The organism is Halomonas litopenaei, from assembly GCF_017303055.1.
Lineage (GTDB): Bacteria > Pseudomonadota > Gammaproteobacteria > Pseudomonadales > Halomonadaceae > Halomonas > Halomonas litopenaei_A.
Genome location: NZ_JAEKJT010000001.1, coordinates 351,065 through 366,292, shown reverse-complemented (window position 1 = coordinate 366,292; position 15,228 = coordinate 351,065). Strand labels below are relative to the sequence as shown.

The following is a 15,228-nucleotide window of genomic DNA, read 5'->3' as shown; positions in this document are numbered from 1 at the left end:
CCTGCACTCGCGGGACGGCGTCACACCGCTATCAGGCGTTGAAGCGAACGGCTCCCAGGTCAGAGACGTCGTAACCGCCGAACTGTTCGGCCTGCTCACGCAGGCGGGGTTGCCGTGCGAACGCCAGCAGCCGTTGCAACGGCGGCTCGAAGTAACTCCTGCGGCGCAGCAGCAGATCAAAGGACTCCTGCTGCAGCGGCAGGAAGGCGAGTCCCTGACGTCGCGCCGCCGCTTCGACACCAAGGCCCGCGTCTGCCCTGCCCTGGGCAATCGACAGGGCAAGATCATCCTCGCTCATGGCGGGTTGCTCCAGCAGGCCAAGGGCGTCCATCGAGATACCCTGCCGATCCAGCAGTCCTTGCAGCAGGCGATGGGCCCCTGCGCCCTGCGGTCGACGTGCCACCCGGACGTCGCCCCGGGTCAGGTCACCAAGTCCCGAGATACCCAGCGGATTGTCCGCCGCCAGCATCAACCCCTGCTGGCGACGTGCCCAGTGGACAACGACCAGGTCACGCATGCCTCCCAGTCCCAGCTGCGCAGGATTGTTATAGCCGCCATCGGCATCCAGCAGGTGCGCGCCGACCACGCTCGCCTTGCCGGCCAGCAGTCGCTGGATGCCGTCACCGCTGCCCTGGCACAGGCTGGCCAGGCCACAGCCGCTCTCGCGCATGGCCCAGTCGAGCAGCGGATCCTGACTGCCACCGAGGACTTCCTGAGGTCCCACGCTGGCCGCCTGATCCCCCTCCAGGTGATTCATGACCCACAGATCCACCGCCTGCCGCGGGAACAGCAGCTTGCCGGTGGCCCGGCTGCACGGAATCTGCCCCTGGCGCACCAGGTCATACACCTTGCGCGGTTTCAGGCGCAGATAATCCGCCACTTCCGAGGTGGTCAGATAGGTCGGGAACGCTGCGTCATCCATGGTCCTGCCTCCCTTTTGCTCTACTGGGCTGGTCGTCTGTCTCGAAGCGCTGGTTCACTGATTCAGAACGAGCCACTAGCCGAAAGATGTAGCCAGTAACTATGCACGAAGATGTTTCAGGCTGCATAAATTTCAGTGCACGGATGCGCATGCCGACGTTTCATCACATTATGCTGGTATATCAAGGGCATCCCGCGACCGCGGCGCCGTTCTGACCCTACCTGACCCGAGCCGTGATGACCGACTCCGCCTTTGCCACCGCCCTGGACCTGATTGTTGGACTGGATCCCGACCTGCTGGCCATCGTCAGCCTGTCCCTGCGCATCTCGCTGACGGCGGTCGCCATCGCTGCCGCGCTGGCGTTGCCCCTTGGCGCGGCGCTGGCACTGTACCGTTTCCCCGGTCGAGCCCCGCTGATCATCGCCCTTAACGCGCTGATGGGCCTGCCACCGGTGGTGGCGGGCCTCAGCGTCTATCTGCTGCTGTCCCGGGCTGGGCCCCTTGGCTCCCTGGGCCTGCTGTTTACCCCCACCGCCATGGTAGTGGCACAGGTCATTCTGGTCCTGCCGATTCTGGCCTCGCTGACCCGGCAGAAGGTCGAGGAGCTGCATGGCGAATACGCCGAGCAGCTGGCATCCATGGGGATTTCCCGTGTACGCCGTATCCCGACGCTGCTGTGGGACGCCCGTCTCGCGTTGATTACGGTCATGCTGGCGGGCTTTGGACGAGCCAGCGCCGAGGTGGGCGCCGTGATGATCGTCGGCGGCAACATCGACGGCGTCACCCGGGTGATGACCACCGCCATCGTGCTCGAGACCAGCAAGGGCAACCTGCCCCTGGCGCTGGGTCTGGGCATCGTGCTGTTGGCCCTGGTAGGGCTGATCAACGCCCTCGCCCACCTGATCGGCGAGTCCACCAGGAGGCAGCTGGGATGACCACGATGACGCTGTCGGCGCCAGCCTCGGCCCCTCGCCTCACCCTCGACCGGGTCGGCTTCTCGACCGCTGGTCAGCGCCTGCTGGGCCCCCTGTCACTGACTCTCGACGGTCATCGGCGCACCCTGATCATGGGCCCCAATGGCGCGGGCAAGAGCCTCTTGATGCGTCTTGCCCATGGCCTGCTCTCGCCCACCCAGGGACAGCTGCAATGGGAAGGTTCGGCTCCCCGCCAGGCCATGGTATTTCAGCGTCCGGTTCTGCTCAGACGTAGCGCCCTGGCCAACCTCGAGTATGCGTTGGCGGTGAATCATGTGCCACGCCGACAGCGGCGCCAGCGCGCCATCGCCGCCCTCGAGCGCTTTGGCTTGGAAAGCCTGGCCAAACGCCCGGCTCGCGTGCTGTCAGGTGGTGAGCAGCAGCGTCTGGCACTGGCCCGGGCCTGGCTGCTGGAGCCCGAGGTGCTGTTCCTTGACGAACCGACCTCAGCGCTTGACCCCGCCGCCATTCGGGCGGTGGAGAGTGCCATCGAGACCTTCCATCAGCAAGGCGTGCGGATTGTCATGTCCAGTCACGACATGCACCAGGCGCGCCGTCTGGCCGACGACGTCATCCTGCTGCACCGGGGCCGACTGGTCGAACAAAGCCCGGCCAACCTGTTCTTCAGCCGCCCCGTCACCCAGGAAGCCAGCGCTTTTATCGCAGGAGAGCTACTGGACTAGATAGAGGCCACGGTGGTGACCACGCCTCAGGCCCATTCATCCACCGCACGACACCCGTCGTGCGATCTACGCAAGGAACTGCACCATGTCACATCGCCATACCCCATCGTCGCGCAGGCTGTCTTCCATGCAGGTTCGTCGTGCGGCCACCAGCGCTGCCGCGGCGTGCGCGCTGATGCTCGGTGCCAGCAGCGCACTGGCCCAGGACGCGGCCCCCTTCATCACCCTCGCATCGACCACATCCACCCAGAACTCTGGACTGTTTGACGCCATTATTCCGACCTTCACCGACAGCACCGGCATCGACGTGCACGTGGTCGCGGTGGGCACCGGCCAGGCCTTCGAAATCGCCCGTCGCGGTGACGCTGATAGCCTGCTGGTACACGACACTGCCGGCGAGGAAGCCTTCGTGGCGGACGGCTACGCCAGTCAGCGCGATGACGTCATGTACAACGACTTTGTACTAATCGGACCGTCCGACGATCCGGCCGGCATCCGCGACGCCGACAGTGCAGCCACTGCCTTTGGCTTGATCGCAGAGAGTGGAGCCCCCTTCACCTCTCGCGGCGACGACAGCGGCACCAATCGGGCTGAATTGCGCCTGTGGGATGCCGCTGGCGTTGAGCCTGGCAGTGACTGGTATCGCGAGCTGGGGAGCGGCATGGGCGCGACCCTCAACACTGCCGCGGGTATGGATGCCTACGTCATGTCCGACCGCGCGACCTGGGTCGCCTTTGATAACCGCCAGAACCTTGAGCTGTTGTTCGAAGGCGATGACGTCCTGTTCAACCAGTACGGCAGCCTCAAGCTGTCGCGGGAGCGTCACCCGGAGCTGAAGCATGACCTGGCTGACCAGTGGCATGACTGGCTGCTGTCCGAACAAGGCCAGCAGGCGATCGGTGACTTCGAGGTCAAGGGTCAGCAGCTGTTCTTCCCCAACGCTGACGCCCACTAAGCCTATCCTGATCGACGCCGCGAGCCCTGTCGAGATAGCGCTGCATGGCTCCGGCGTCTAGGCTGCAATGAGGACCGACGCAGGACGGACGACGCTCCACTTGCGGGCTGCTCGTCCGTCCGCTGCACACACAAGGACCCTCAATGCGCGCACGCATCCTCTCTCTCTGCCATTGCCCGATTGCCCGAGAACACCACCAGCACGGCGACAAGGTCGACGCCAGCATCATCAACCTGACGCCGGTGCTGGGCATGCGCGATCTTGGTTGTCGCCGGGTCACCCTGGCGCCGGGCTGCCACGCCTGGCCCTTTCATTTCCATCACAACAACGACGAGATGTTTGTGGTGCTGAAGGGCAAAGGCAGCGTGCGCCTGGGCGACAAGCGCTATCCGATCGTCGAAGGCGAGTTGATCGCGGCACCTGCCGCAGACCCCGACTGCGCCCATCAGATCATCAACGACTCCGACGAGCCTCTCACCTATCTATGCATCAGCAGCATGAATGCCCCGGACGTGACGGAGTATTCGGACTCTGGCAAGTTCCAGGTCGTCACCGGCTCGGCCCCGGGGGGCGACAAGGCCAGCCGCGGCTTCGAGCACACCGGCCTGCGCAAGGATACCGTGGACTACTGGCAGGGCGAGGACTGACGCTGGCTGAGCCGGCTGACCATCAGCCGACCTGGCCGGCTTCGCCAGGGGTTTAGCCCAATTAGCCCAAAGCCGAGGGGCCTTAGCCCAACGCCAAGAGTCCTCTAAGGGCAGCTTGATCATTGCGCCGACTGCTACTCTGCCCATGGCTCCCCCCAGGTCCATCGATTCCCCCCTGCAGACGATGTCGCCCCCCACTTTGGTCGCAAGCGGCAGAAGCTGCACTTTACGTTAACGTCAACTTTGCCTAGTCTTCTTAGCATTCCGCCAGCCGCTGCCTCGACGGCCGCTGATCGGCTTTTTCAGCCCTACATCACCGCCGATGGTCGTGGTCTTGACCGCCACCGCAACGACCATTCAAGACGCTTTGGAGCCCGCCATGTTCAGCCCCTATACCCCGCTCGATTTTGGCCTCGATGAAACCCTGGTCATGCTTCGCGATCAGGTGAATGCCTTTGCCCGCGACGAGATCGCCCCTCGCGCCGCCGAGATCGACGAGCGCAACGAATTTCCCGCTGATCTGTGGCAGAAGTTCGGTGACATGGGCCTGCTGGGCATCACCGTTCCCGACGAAGATGGCGGCAGCGGCATGGGCTACCTGGCCCACTGCATCGCCATGGAGGAAATCTCCCGCGCCAGCGCATCCGTCGGACTGTCCTACGGCGCCCATTCCAACCTGTGCGTCAATCAGCTGAAGATCAACGCCAACGCCGAACAGAAGGCCAAGTACCTGCCCAAGCTGATATCCGGCGAGCATGTGGGCGCACTGGCCATGTCCGAGCCGGGAGCCGGGTCCGATGTGGTGTCCATGTCGCTGCGCGCGCGCAAGGAAGGCGATCGCTACATCCTTAACGGCAACAAGATGTGGATCACCAATGGCCCTGACGCCGATGTGCTGGTGGTCTATGCCAAGACCGACCCGGACGCCGGGTCCAAGGGCATCACCGCCTTCATCATCGAGAAAGGATTCGACGGTTTCTCGACCGCCCAGAAGCTCGACAAGCTGGGGATGCGGGGTTCCAACACCTGTGAACTGGTGTTCGAGGACTGCGCGGTCCCCGCGGAGAACGTGCTGGGCGAAGTCGGCAAGGGTGTGCGCGTGCTGATGAGCGGCCTCGACTACGAGCGCACCGTGCTGGCGGCGGGCCCTATCGGCATCATGCAGGCCGCCATGGATGTGGTCGTGCCTTACATCCACGAACGCAAGCAGTTCAACCAGTCCATCGGCGAATTCCAGCTGGTGCAGGGCAAGATGGCCGACATGTACACCACACTGAACGCCTGCCGCGCCTACCTTTATGCGGTGGCCGCGGCCTGCGATCGGGGTCAGACGTCACGCAAGGACGCCGCCGGGGTCATTCTCTACTGCGCCGAGAAGGCTACCCAGGTGGCGCTGGATGCCATTCAGCTGCTGGGCGGCAATGGCTACATCAACGAGTACCCGACGGGTCGCCTGCTGCGCGACGCCAAGCTGTACGAGATCGGCGCGGGCACCAGTGAGATCCGGCGCATGCTGATCGGCCGCGAGCTGTTCAACGAGTCCGCCTGAAGCGGACGTTGACCCCGGAGCAGAGCGCGTTGAGCGCCTTGTGAATGCTGGCGTACGTCGCCCCTCTTTTGCCTACGGAGCCACCAGATGGCCATGTTGGATACCGCAATCAATCCGCGTTCCGAAGACTTTGTGGCTCGGGATGCGGCCATGCGTGCCGAGGTCGGCAAGCTGAACGAACTGACCGACGCCATTCGTCGCGGCGGCGGTGACAAGGCACGCAGTCGCCACGAATCCCGCGGCAAGCTGTTTGTACGCGACCGCATCGATCACTTGATCGACGAGGGGTCGCCCTTTCTGGAGCTGTCGGCCCTGGCCGCCCACGGCGTGTACGACAGCGATGTGCCGGCGGCAGGCCTGGTTACCGGGATCGGTCGCATCAGCGGCGTCGAGTGTGTGATCGTGGCCAACGATGCCACCGTGAAGGGCGGCACCTACTTCCCGCTGACGGTGAAGAAGCATCTGCGTGCCCAGGAAGTCGCCCGCAAGCATCGCTTGCCCTGCGTGTACCTGGTCGATTCCGGCGGTGCCTTTCTGCCACGCCAGGACGAGGTGTTCCCCGACAGAGACCACTTCGGCCGCATCTTCTATAACCAGGCCACCCTATCGGCCGAGGGTATTCCCCAGATCGCCGTGGTCATGGGCTCCTGCACTGCCGGGGGAGCCTACGTGCCCGCCATGGCGGACGAGTCCATCATCGTGCGCGAACAGGGCACCATCTTTCTTGGCGGTCCGCCCCTGGTCAAGGCTGCCACCGGTGAAACCATCAGCGCCGAGGATCTTGGCGGCGCCGATGTCCACGCCAAGATCAGCGGCGTTGCCGACCACTACGCCGACAATGATGCCCATGCCCTGCAGCTCGCCCGGCGCTGTGTCGCCCGACTGAACTGGCAGAAGCGTGGCCGACTGGCGATGCAGCCCCCGCGTCCTCCCGCCCTCGATCCGGCCGAGCTGTACGGTATCGTCGGCACCGACCTGAAGAAGCCGTTCGACGTACGTGAGGTCATCGCCCGCATTGTCGACGGTTCCGACTTCGACGAGTTCAAGCGCTACTACGGCGATACGCTGGTCACCGGCTTCGCCCATATCCACGGCCACCCCGTTGGCATCGTGGCCAACAACGGCGTGCTGTTCTCGGAAAGCGCGGTCAAGGGCGCCCACTTTATCGAGCTGTGCGCCCAGCGCGGCATTCCCCTGGTGTTCCTGCAGAACATCACCGGCTTTATGGTCGGTTCGAAGTACGAGCATGAAGGCATTGCCAAGCACGGCGCCAAGCTGGTCACTGCGGTGGCCTGTGCCCGCGTGCCCAAGTTCACGGTGCTGATCGGCGGCAGTTTCGGTGCCGGCAACTACGGCATGTGCGGCCGCGCCTTCGAGCCCAACCTGCTGTTCATGTGGCCCAACGCCAGAATCTCGGTGATGGGGGGCGAGCAGGCGGCCGGGGTGCTGTCACAGGTCAAGCGCGAGCAGCTGGAACGCGCCGGGGAGTCCTGGACAGCAGAGCAGGAAGAGGCCTTCAAGCAGCCGACCCGAGAGCAGTACGAGCACCAGGGCCACCCCTACTACGCCAGCGCGCGGCTTTGGGATGACGGCGTCATCGACCCTGCCCAGACCCGCGACGTGCTTGGGCTGTCACTGGCCGCCGCGATGAATGCCGAGATCGAAGAGACGCGCTTCGGCGTCTTCCGCATGTAACCGAGGATGCAGACATGTCTCAGACATCGACACTAGACATTGATGCCAGGGGGGTGGCCTGGCTGACGCTGACGCGTCCGGAGGTCCATAACGCCTTCGATGATGCCTTGATCGGCGAGCTCAATCGCCACCTGGACCGAGTTCGCGCCGCCGCAGAGCGCGGCGAGGTCCGGGTCATGGTGCTCGGCTCGGAGGGCAAGAGCTTCTCCGCCGGCGCCGACCTCAACTGGATGAAGCGCATGGTCGACTACAGCGTCGACGACAACCTGGCCGATTCCCGCGAGCTGTCGCGCCTAATGCACGGACTGGACACCCTGCCCTGCGTCACTTTGTGCCGGGTACAAGGTGCCGCCTTTGGCGGAGCCGTGGGCCTCGCCGCCTGCTGCGATATCGTGTTGGCGTCCCAGCGCGCCAAGTTCTGCCTGTCCGAGGTCAAGATTGGCCTGTCGCCGGCTGTCATCAGCCCTTACGTGCTGCGCGCCATCGGCAGCCGCCAGATGCGCCGCTATGCGCTCAGCGCAGAGGTGATGGACGCCACGACAGCGCAGGCACTGGATCTGGTGCACACGGTCGTTGAACCCGAGGCCCTGGACCACGCGGTAGAGAGCATGCTCGAGACCCTGCTGGCCACCTCTCCCCAGGCCAGTCGAGCGACCAAGGCCTTGCTCGCTGAGGTCGCTCGAGCGCCGGACGAACAGGCCACGCGGGAGCGAACCTGCCTGGTCATCAGCCGCCTGCGCGTCAGCGACGAAGGCCAGGAAGGGCTTTCCAGCTTCCTCGAAAAGCGCCGCCCTGCCTGGGCGGGCACCTCCAACCATAGCGGGAGCGCCTCATGAGCTCGACCCCCACTGCTGACCAGCTGCGCTTCGACACCCTGCTGGTGGCCAATCGCGGTGAGATCGCCTGCCGCGTGATGCGTACCGCACGCGCCATGGGCCTGAAGACCATCGCCGTCTATTCAGATGCGGACGCCGACGCCCGCCACGTGCGCGAAGCCGACGAAGCCATCCATATCGGCCCGGCGGCCGCCCGGGAAAGCTACCTGGATATCGCCAAGGTGATCGACGCTGCTCGCCGCAGCGGCGCCGGCGCCATTCATCCGGGCTATGGTTTCCTGTCGGAAAACGAGGCCTTTGTGCGGGCCTGCGAGGACGCCGGCATTGTCTTCGTCGGCCCTCCCGCCGCCAGCATCAAGGCGATGGGCGACAAGTCCGCCGCCAAGGCACGCATGATGGATGCCGGCGTGCCGTTGGTACCGGGCTACCACGGCGATGACCAGGACGACGCTCTGCTCAAGCGCGAGGCGGACGCCATCGGCTACCCCGTGTTGCTCAAGGCCAGCGCTGGCGGCGGCGGCAAGGGTATGCGCGTGGTCGAAAGCGGCAGCGAATTTCAGGCGGCGCTGGAAGGCTGCCGCCGGGAATCCAGAGCCGCTTTCAATGACGATCGCATGCTGATCGAGAAGTACCTGACCCAACCCCGCCACGTTGAGGTACAGGTGTTCTGCGACCGCCACGGCAATGGGGTGTACCTGTTCGAACGGGACTGCAGTGTCCAGCGCCGTCACCAGAAGGTACTGGAGGAAGCGCCCGCCCCCGGCATGACGGCAGCGCTACGACGTGCCATGGGCGATGCCGCGGTTCGCGCCGCCCAGGAGATCGGTTACGTCGGCGCGGGCACCGTGGAATTCCTGCTCGACGCGACGCCCGGCGCTTCGCAACAGCAGGACGGCGCCTTCTATTTCATGGAAATGAACACGCGGCTGCAGGTCGAGCACCCGGTGACCGAGATGATCACTGGCCAGGACCTGGTGGAATGGCAGCTGCGGGTGGCGATGAATGAGCCGCTGCCGTTGCGCCAGGACCAGCTGTCCATCGATGGCCATAGCTTTGAGGCGCGCCTGTACGCTGAGGATGCCGACCAGGACTTTCTGCCTGCCACCGGCGTGCTCGATCGCTTCGCGCTGGATCTGGTCGGGGCCGACCTGAGCTCCGCTCAGGTGCGCCTGGATAGCGGGGTGGCCACTGGCGACACGGTATCGATGCACTATGATCCGATGCTGGCCAAGCTGATCACCCACGGCCCGGATCGTGCCTCTGCCCTGGCCAGCCTCAATCGCGCGCTGGCCGCCCTGGACGTGCAGGGAGTGATCACCAACCGAGGCTTCCTGCAGCGGCTGACGAACCACCCGGACTTTCAGGCCGCCCATCTCGACACCCGCTTTATCGAGCGCCATGAGGAAAGCCTGTTTGCCAGCCGCGGGCTGGACCAGCAGAGCCTGGCCAGCGCGGCCCTGGTGGCACTGCATCAATTGTCCCGGGAGTCGGAAAGTGACTCACCCTGGGATCGTCACGATGGCTTTCGCGTCAATGGCCCCCGTCAAATCCGCATCGCGCTATGCGATCCACGGGAGGCCGCTGAGGCCGAGCCATCCAGCCTGTGCGTGGTGGAGGGACGGCACGCCGCCAGCGATCAGGCATGGCAGCTCAGCATCCGGGGTCCCGGGGAATCTCGTGCCGAGGTATCTGCCAGTCTGACTGAGCTGCCCGGCGACGCGGTGGCGATCACCCTGGACGGTCATCGCCGCCGGCTGCAGGCTCGCCTGCTGGGGCAAGGCCAGCAGCGAAATACCATTGTGCTGTCCAGCCCTGAGGGTGAAGTGCGCCTCTGCTGGCGTCGCATTGATGCCATCGATCATGGCCAGCACGAGGTGGAATCGACGCTCACCGCGCCGATGCATGGCACCGTCGTGGCACTGCTGGTGGCGCCTGGCGCCGCGGTCAGCAAGGGCGACGCGCTGATGGTCATGGAAGCCATGAAGATGGAGCACACGCTGACCGCGCCTGCCGACGGTTCGGTCGAGGCCTTTCGCTACGCCGCTGGCGACACCGTCGGCCAGGGCGATGTGCTGCTCGACTTCACTGCCCAGTCCGCCGACAGCGTGCATGACAAGGAGGCTCTCTGATGGCCTTTCCCGACAGGGTGCGGATTGTCGAGGTGGGCCCGCGGGACGGCCTGCAGAACGAGCCGGACCCGATCACCACGGCAACCAAGCTCGAACTGATCGAGCGTCTGGCCAAGGCGGGACACTGCCATATCGAGGCGGCCAGCTTCGTCTCCCCCAAGTGGGTGCCGCAGATGGCCGATCATCGCGAGGTCATGCGGGCCCTGATGCAGGAGGGAGCAGCACAGCCCGGACGGCGTTATTCGGCGTTGACGCCAAACCTCAAGGGGCTGGAGGCCGCCATCGAATGTGGCGTGCAGGAAGTCGCGGTGTTCGGCGCGGCCTCTGAATCGTTCTCGCAGAAGAACATCAACTGCTCCATCGCCGAATCACTCGAGCGCTTTGCCCCGGTGGTCGAACGTGCCAAGGCCGAGGGCATCCAGGTACGGGGGTATGTGTCCTGTGTCCTGGGCTGTCCCTATGAGGGTGACATCGCGCCTGGGCAGGTGGCCAAGGTGGCACGAGCGCTGGATGAGATGGGCTGCTACGAGGTATCACTGGGCGATACCATCGGCACCGGCACGCCGCTGAAAGCCCGGCGCATGCTCGAAGCCGTCGCTCGGGATGTGCCGGTCACCCGACTTGCGGCCCACTTCCATGATACCTATGGCCAGGCCCTGGCCAATCTGGTGGCGGTGCTCGAAGACGGTGTCCAGGTCATCGACAGCTCGGTGGCCGGCCTTGGGGGCTGTCCCTACGCCAAGGGCGCCAGCGGCAACGTCGCCACCGAAGACGTGGTGTATCTGCTGGAAGGACTCGGCATCGGCTGCGGGGTCGATCTCGCACGTATCGCCGCCGTCGGTGACTGGATCACCCGCACCATCGGCCGCCCGAATCGCTCCAAGGCGGGGGTGGCGATGGTCGCCAAGGGCTAACGAACACCTGAGCGATCGGCGGCGCCGTCAGGGGCCGCTGATCGCTGATTCCCGCTTCCCTGACCTTGCCCTAGGCGCCCTGCCCTGGACGCCCTGCTCGCGGTGTTTTGCTCGCTATGCGGCGCCGCGGACATGCTACTATCCAAGGTGCGCGAAGAAAGAGGCATTGCCATGAGTAGCGAAGGGCAGCTCGTACTGGAACAGATTCAACAGCAGCTGACGACCTCCATCGAGGCTGCGGAAACGGTCGGCTGGGATGACGTCGAGGTGACGCCATCGGGTACCATCGTGGTCCGCAAGTACGCCAGCAAGGACGCCGCTGAACTGGAGCGGCAGCGGCTTGATCACGATATTCTCTAGCGCCAGTCGCTGACCATGATCGGCCTGCTGATCTTTCCCGTATTGGTCTGCGGCTACATCTACATCACCGAAAGCCCCAGAGAGCAGATTCGCATCAGCCTCTATCATGGCTGGCTGTTGTACATCCGGGCTGCCAAGTTCGGTATTCTGATCGTTGCCTTCGTTGCGGCACTTTTTGGCTATCTGCTCCCAGCCATTGGCACGTCCATCGGGCACTGGACAGGCATTACCCTTCTACCTGACACCCACCTGTTTCTGTACCTGGCAAACCTGATGGGGTCGGGCCTGTACCCGGGTCGACAGCTCGATCCGTCCACCCTGGCATCGTTGCAGTTGGCGTCCCTGTCCTTCTGCTCCATCGTGCTGACCTGGCTGACCGCTTTCACCTGCCAACGGGTCAACTGGCTAGGTGCCCAGAAGCTTCGTCGGGCCAGAAAGCGACAAGTGGAGCTGCTGCTCGAAGATAAGGCCCCCATCGAACACCAGCTCATCACCATCAAGACACAGGCCAAGATTGACTTCGCCCACAATGCCGCGATCTACCGTGCCAGACGAGACGTCTTGTCCCATCTACGCTGCGGAAAGATCAAGCGACATGACCCGGAGGACAGGGCGGCACTGGCCGCGATACTGAAACAGCTAACGTATCGACAGGTCACCTACGCTCTAATTAGCCTCGAGAACGACAAAGTCTACATCGGACTACCTACCCTGCTACCGGAGCCAGATGAAGAGAGCGTGATTTCCCGAGGCATTGGTGTGATTCCGGTACGGTCGGGATATCGAGACAAAAGGCGTCGTATCGTCATTACCGGCGGACATGACTTTGACCTGGCCGCCCCGCTACCGACCAATACCCTGTCGCTGACACGAGACAAGATCATCTCTATTTCGGGCTTTACCTTTCCCAGTCGTCCCTACCCTCGACTGCTTCCCCCCAGCGATATCAGCGACACGCCAGTCACGAGCTCCCGCCGCACCATTCGCTGATCCAGTGTCGCGACGACCTGGCTTCACCTACCCCAGGCAAGCGTTTACACCTCGCCTTGTGATTCGCCTTGCAGCCGCCTAGCGTGTGGATCAAAGGTCTCTGTTTTCACCACAATTTTCACCACAATTTTCACAACAAGGAAGTCACCATGTCCCCGGTTCTCGCCTTCAGCTTGATAGCGGCGCTCGGTATCGGTGCGCAGTGGCTGGCGTGGCGCTGGAAAGTGCCCGCCATTGTCCTGCTGCTGCTTAGCGGTGTGCTCATCGGCCCGGTCAGTGGGGTGCTCGCCCCCCACGCCGTCTTCGGCGACCTGCTGGAACCCCTGGTCGCCGTTGCCGTGGCCATGATTCTGTTCGAGGGCGGTCTAACCCTCAACCTGACCCGTCTGAGAGGAGCTGAACTCGCCGTCAAGCGTCTGGTGTTCCTCGGCGGGCCGCTGGTCTGGGGCCTGGCCACGCTGTCGGGACACTACATCGGCGGTCTGTCCTGGGCCTCGGCATCGGTGCTGGGCGGCATCCTGATCGTGACCGGCCCCACCGTCATCATCCCGCTGCTGCGCCAGGCCAGTCTCAAGCGGCGTCCCGGTGAGATCCTGCGCTGGGAGGCCATTCTCAACGATCCGGTCGGTGCTCTGGCAGCGGTGCTGGCCTTCGAGATCACCATCGTGATGTATTCATCCCACGACCTGTCGGTGACTCTGGGCCATATGCTGCTGGGCATTGTCGTCGCCACCGCGGTCGGACTGGCCACGGCCTGGGGCTTGATACGCGCGATCAAGGCCGGACAGATTCCCGAATTCCTGAAAGTCCCGGTCATGATCTTTCTGGTCATGGCGACCTACACGCTGCCCAATGCCCTGCTCCATGAAAGCGGGCTGCTGGCGGTCACGGTGATGGGGGTAGTGATCGGCAATTCGTCGCTGTCGTCCCTGGACGAGATTCGACGCTTCAAGGAGAACATCACCGTCCTGCTGGTGTCGGGCGTGTTTATCCTGCTGGCTGCCCAGGTGGATCTTGGGACCCTGGCCACCCTGAGCATGCGCGAGTATGTGTTCGTCGCCGTCGTGCTGCTGCTGGTCAGGCCAGTGGCGGTATTCCTGGCCTTGATCCGGGTCGACCTGCCCTTCTCGGAAAAGCTGATCGTGGGTTGGATCGGCCCGAGAGGCGTGGTGGCGGTAGCCATCGCCGGGTTGTTTGGCGCCCGCCTCAGCGATGTTGGCGTCGAGGACGCCGCCCTGCTCTCGCCATTGGCGTTTGCCATTGTCGCCGTGACCGTCCTGCTGCATGGCTTTTCGCTGCAGCCCTTGGCACGCCGGCTCAAGTTGCAGTCCACCGATACCAAGGGGCTGCTGATCGTCGGCGCCAATCCCTTTACCGCGGCCCTGGCCGAGGCAATTCAGGCCCAGGGAAGACCGGTGCTGATCGCGGACCGCAACTACAATCACCTGCGCCAGGTCAGAGGACGCGATATCCCGACCTACTACGGCGAAGTGCTCACCGAGGAAGCCGAGCTGACGCTGGAGCTCAATCGCTTCGACAGTATGGTTGCGCTGACCGACAACGATGACTACAACGCGCTGCTGTGCATGCACTACGCTCCGGAGTTCGGACATCACCGGGTCTATCGCTTTGCTCCCGGCGGAGGCGTCGGCGGCGACCAGCTCGAACAGACGCTGGGAGGGCGTTTCTTCGCCAAGGAGCTCGACTATGAAGAGGCCAATTCACGGATTCGCCAAGGCTGGTGCGTGCGCCTGACACGCCTTAGCGACAGCTACTCATTCGACGACTATCGCCGAGACAACCCGGATGCTCGGGTGATCTCCGCCTATGCCGAAGACGGCGACGTCAGGGTCATGCACAAGGACGAGAGCTTCGATGCGGACACCGGCGAAACCTTGCTCGCCCTGGTGCCCGACGACACCCATGAAGACAAGGCCCAGCGCCAGCGCACCAGGCAACAGCGCGCCTCGGCTCAGCCGTCAGCCGACACCAGGGACGAGAGAAGCGTCGGCGATGACGGCGAGGCTCCAGACTCCGACTCAGGGTCCTGATGGCCCCGCCAGGTGCCATCACACCCTGGCGCCAGCGGCCGGGACGGCTCATCATGGACAGCGCCGCCGCGGAACTTAACGTTCCGCGAGCACACCAAGCTTAGGCGGCCAGCGATGGCCGCCACCCTCTGCGACAGGACTTTCGACAAGGAGAAACGTCATGAAGGTTTGCTGGATTCCCGCTGCTGCCCTCGCCCTGCTGGTAGCCGGCTGCGCTGGCACAGGACAGCAAGGAAATGAGCCCCCGGCAGATGAGGCAGCTTCACCCTCCGCCGATTACATCTGCCAGGATGGCAGCCAGTTCACGATTGTCTTCGACAGTCCCGATTCGGCGGAAGTCCGGATGCACGGCGATCGCTATCCTCTTGAGCGTCAGCCTGTCGCTTCGGGCATGAGCTACGCCTCGGAAAATGGCCAGCATGTGTTCCGCGGCAAGGGTAATGAAGCCACCTGGACAATTGGCAGGCGCATGCCGGTCAACTGCGAAGTCAGCGGTTAAGCCCCTTCATTCGCCTACGGCTGG

General features: G+C 64.1%; 14 protein-coding genes. 13 read left to right on the top strand and 1 reads right to left on the bottom strand.

Features of this window, described 5'->3' with window-relative positions:
• Nucleotides 1-31: 31 nt before the first annotated feature.
• The gene (locus tag JF545_RS01745; protein ID WP_206937882.1) at nt 32-922 is read right to left on the bottom strand and encodes a helix-turn-helix transcriptional regulator; all 891 of its coding nucleotides are present in this window, start codon (nt 920-922) and stop codon (nt 32-34) included.
• A 236-nt stretch (nt 923-1,158) separates the two neighbouring features.
• Between JF545_RS01745 and JF545_RS01740 the strand changes: the two genes are divergently transcribed.
• The 13 genes from JF545_RS01740 to JF545_RS01680 all read left to right on the top strand — a co-directional run bounded on the left by JF545_RS01740 (nt 1,159) and on the right by JF545_RS01680 (nt 15,204).
• Entirely contained in the window at nt 1,159-1,857 is a 699-nt protein-coding gene (locus JF545_RS01740; RefSeq protein WP_206937880.1) for an ABC transporter permease, read from the top strand.
• Nucleotides 1,854-2,579: an ABC transporter ATP-binding protein gene (locus JF545_RS01735; RefSeq protein ID WP_224852028.1), complete on the top strand. Its 726-nt coding sequence runs from the start codon at nt 1,854-1,856 to the stop codon at nt 2,577-2,579. Before JF545_RS01740 ends, JF545_RS01735 begins: the two co-directional genes overlap by 4 nt.
• An 85-nt stretch (nt 2,580-2,664) precedes the next feature.
• Nucleotides 2,665-3,534 (top strand): substrate-binding domain-containing protein, encoded by an 870-nt coding sequence (locus tag JF545_RS01730; protein ID WP_431606253.1) that lies wholly within the window; start codon nt 2,665-2,667, stop codon nt 3,532-3,534.
• 143 nt (nt 3,535-3,677) lie between these two features.
• Nucleotides 3,678-4,181 carry a cupin domain-containing protein gene (locus JF545_RS01725; RefSeq protein ID WP_206937878.1) on the top strand — a complete coding sequence of 168 codons (504 nt, stop codon included), beginning with the start codon at nt 3,678-3,680 and terminating at the stop codon, nt 4,179-4,181.
• 379 nt (nt 4,182-4,560) lie between these two features.
• Complete coding sequence (locus JF545_RS01720; RefSeq protein ID WP_206937876.1) at nt 4,561-5,730, top strand: isovaleryl-CoA dehydrogenase; 1,170 nt, start codon at nt 4,561-4,563, stop codon at nt 5,728-5,730.
• A gap of 87 nt (nt 5,731-5,817) precedes the next feature.
• Nucleotides 5,818-7,425 carry a carboxyl transferase domain-containing protein gene (locus JF545_RS01715; protein WP_206937874.1) on the top strand — a complete coding sequence of 536 codons (1,608 nt, stop codon included), beginning with the start codon at nt 5,818-5,820 and terminating at the stop codon, nt 7,423-7,425.
• A 14-nt stretch (nt 7,426-7,439) separates the two neighbouring features.
• On the top strand, nt 7,440-8,261 hold the full coding sequence (locus JF545_RS01710) for an enoyl-CoA hydratase-related protein (RefSeq protein ID WP_206937872.1): 822 nt from the start codon (nt 7,440-7,442) through the stop codon (nt 8,259-8,261).
• Nucleotides 8,258-10,390, top strand: a complete 2,133-nt coding sequence (locus tag JF545_RS01705) for an acetyl/propionyl/methylcrotonyl-CoA carboxylase subunit alpha (RefSeq protein WP_206937870.1) — start codon at nt 8,258-8,260, stop codon at nt 10,388-10,390. The genes JF545_RS01710 and JF545_RS01705 overlap by 4 nt, the downstream gene beginning before the upstream one ends.
• Complete coding sequence (locus JF545_RS01700; protein ID WP_206937861.1) at nt 10,390-11,304, top strand: hydroxymethylglutaryl-CoA lyase; 915 nt, start codon at nt 10,390-10,392, stop codon at nt 11,302-11,304. Before JF545_RS01705 ends, JF545_RS01700 begins: the two co-directional genes overlap by 1 nt.
• 171 nt (nt 11,305-11,475) lie before the next feature.
• On the top strand, nt 11,476-11,664 hold the full coding sequence (locus JF545_RS01695) for a hypothetical protein (RefSeq protein ID WP_206937860.1): 189 nt from the start codon (nt 11,476-11,478) through the stop codon (nt 11,662-11,664).
• A gap of 15 nt (nt 11,665-11,679) precedes the next feature.
• Nucleotides 11,680-12,654 carry a hypothetical protein gene (locus JF545_RS01690; protein ID WP_206937858.1) on the top strand — a complete coding sequence of 325 codons (975 nt, stop codon included), beginning with the start codon at nt 11,680-11,682 and terminating at the stop codon, nt 12,652-12,654.
• Nucleotides 12,655-12,803: 149 nt separating this feature from the next.
• Nucleotides 12,804-14,705, top strand: coding sequence for a cation:proton antiporter (locus tag JF545_RS01685; protein ID WP_206937855.1), 1,902 nt, complete (start codon nt 12,804-12,806; stop codon nt 14,703-14,705).
• A gap of 160 nt (nt 14,706-14,865) precedes the next feature.
• Nucleotides 14,866-15,204 carry an MliC family protein gene (locus JF545_RS01680; protein WP_206937853.1) on the top strand — a complete coding sequence of 113 codons (339 nt, stop codon included), beginning with the start codon at nt 14,866-14,868 and terminating at the stop codon, nt 15,202-15,204.
• The last annotated feature ends 24 nt before the right edge of the window (nt 15,205-15,228 follow it).

What these genes read in the sequence shown, in the direction of transcription:
- JF545_RS01705 (WP_206937870.1), top strand. Translation starts at nt 8,258, where the DNA reads ATGAGCTCGACCCCCACTGCTGACCAGCTGCGCTTCGACACCCTGCTG.
- JF545_RS01725 (WP_206937878.1), top strand. Translation starts at nt 3,678, where the DNA reads ATGCGCGCACGCATCCTCTCTCTCTGCCATTGCCCGATTGCCCGAGAA.
- JF545_RS01690 (WP_206937858.1), top strand. Translation starts at nt 11,680, where the DNA reads ATGATCGGCCTGCTGATCTTTCCCGTATTGGTCTGCGGCTACATCTAC.
- JF545_RS01715 (WP_206937874.1), top strand. Translation starts at nt 5,818, where the DNA reads ATGGCCATGTTGGATACCGCAATCAATCCGCGTTCCGAAGACTTTGTG.
- JF545_RS01730 (WP_431606253.1), top strand. Translation starts at nt 2,665, where the DNA reads ATGTCACATCGCCATACCCCATCGTCGCGCAGGCTGTCTTCCATGCAG.
- JF545_RS01700 (WP_206937861.1), top strand. Translation starts at nt 10,390, where the DNA reads ATGGCCTTTCCCGACAGGGTGCGGATTGTCGAGGTGGGCCCGCGGGAC.
- JF545_RS01740 (WP_206937880.1), top strand. Translation starts at nt 1,159, where the DNA reads ATGACCGACTCCGCCTTTGCCACCGCCCTGGACCTGATTGTTGGACTG.
- JF545_RS01720 (WP_206937876.1), top strand. Translation starts at nt 4,561, where the DNA reads ATGTTCAGCCCCTATACCCCGCTCGATTTTGGCCTCGATGAAACCCTG.
- JF545_RS01695 (WP_206937860.1), top strand. Translation starts at nt 11,476, where the DNA reads ATGAGTAGCGAAGGGCAGCTCGTACTGGAACAGATTCAACAGCAGCTG.
- JF545_RS01685 (WP_206937855.1), top strand. Translation starts at nt 12,804, where the DNA reads ATGTCCCCGGTTCTCGCCTTCAGCTTGATAGCGGCGCTCGGTATCGGT.
- JF545_RS01710 (WP_206937872.1), top strand. Translation starts at nt 7,440, where the DNA reads ATGTCTCAGACATCGACACTAGACATTGATGCCAGGGGGGTGGCCTGG.
- JF545_RS01745 (WP_206937882.1), bottom strand. Translation starts at nt 922, where the DNA reads ATGGATGACGCAGCGTTCCCGACCTATCTGACCACCTCGGAAGTGGCG.
- JF545_RS01735 (WP_224852028.1), top strand. Translation starts at nt 1,854, where the DNA reads ATGACCACGATGACGCTGTCGGCGCCAGCCTCGGCCCCTCGCCTCACC.
- JF545_RS01680 (WP_206937853.1), top strand. Translation starts at nt 14,866, where the DNA reads ATGAAGGTTTGCTGGATTCCCGCTGCTGCCCTCGCCCTGCTGGTAGCC.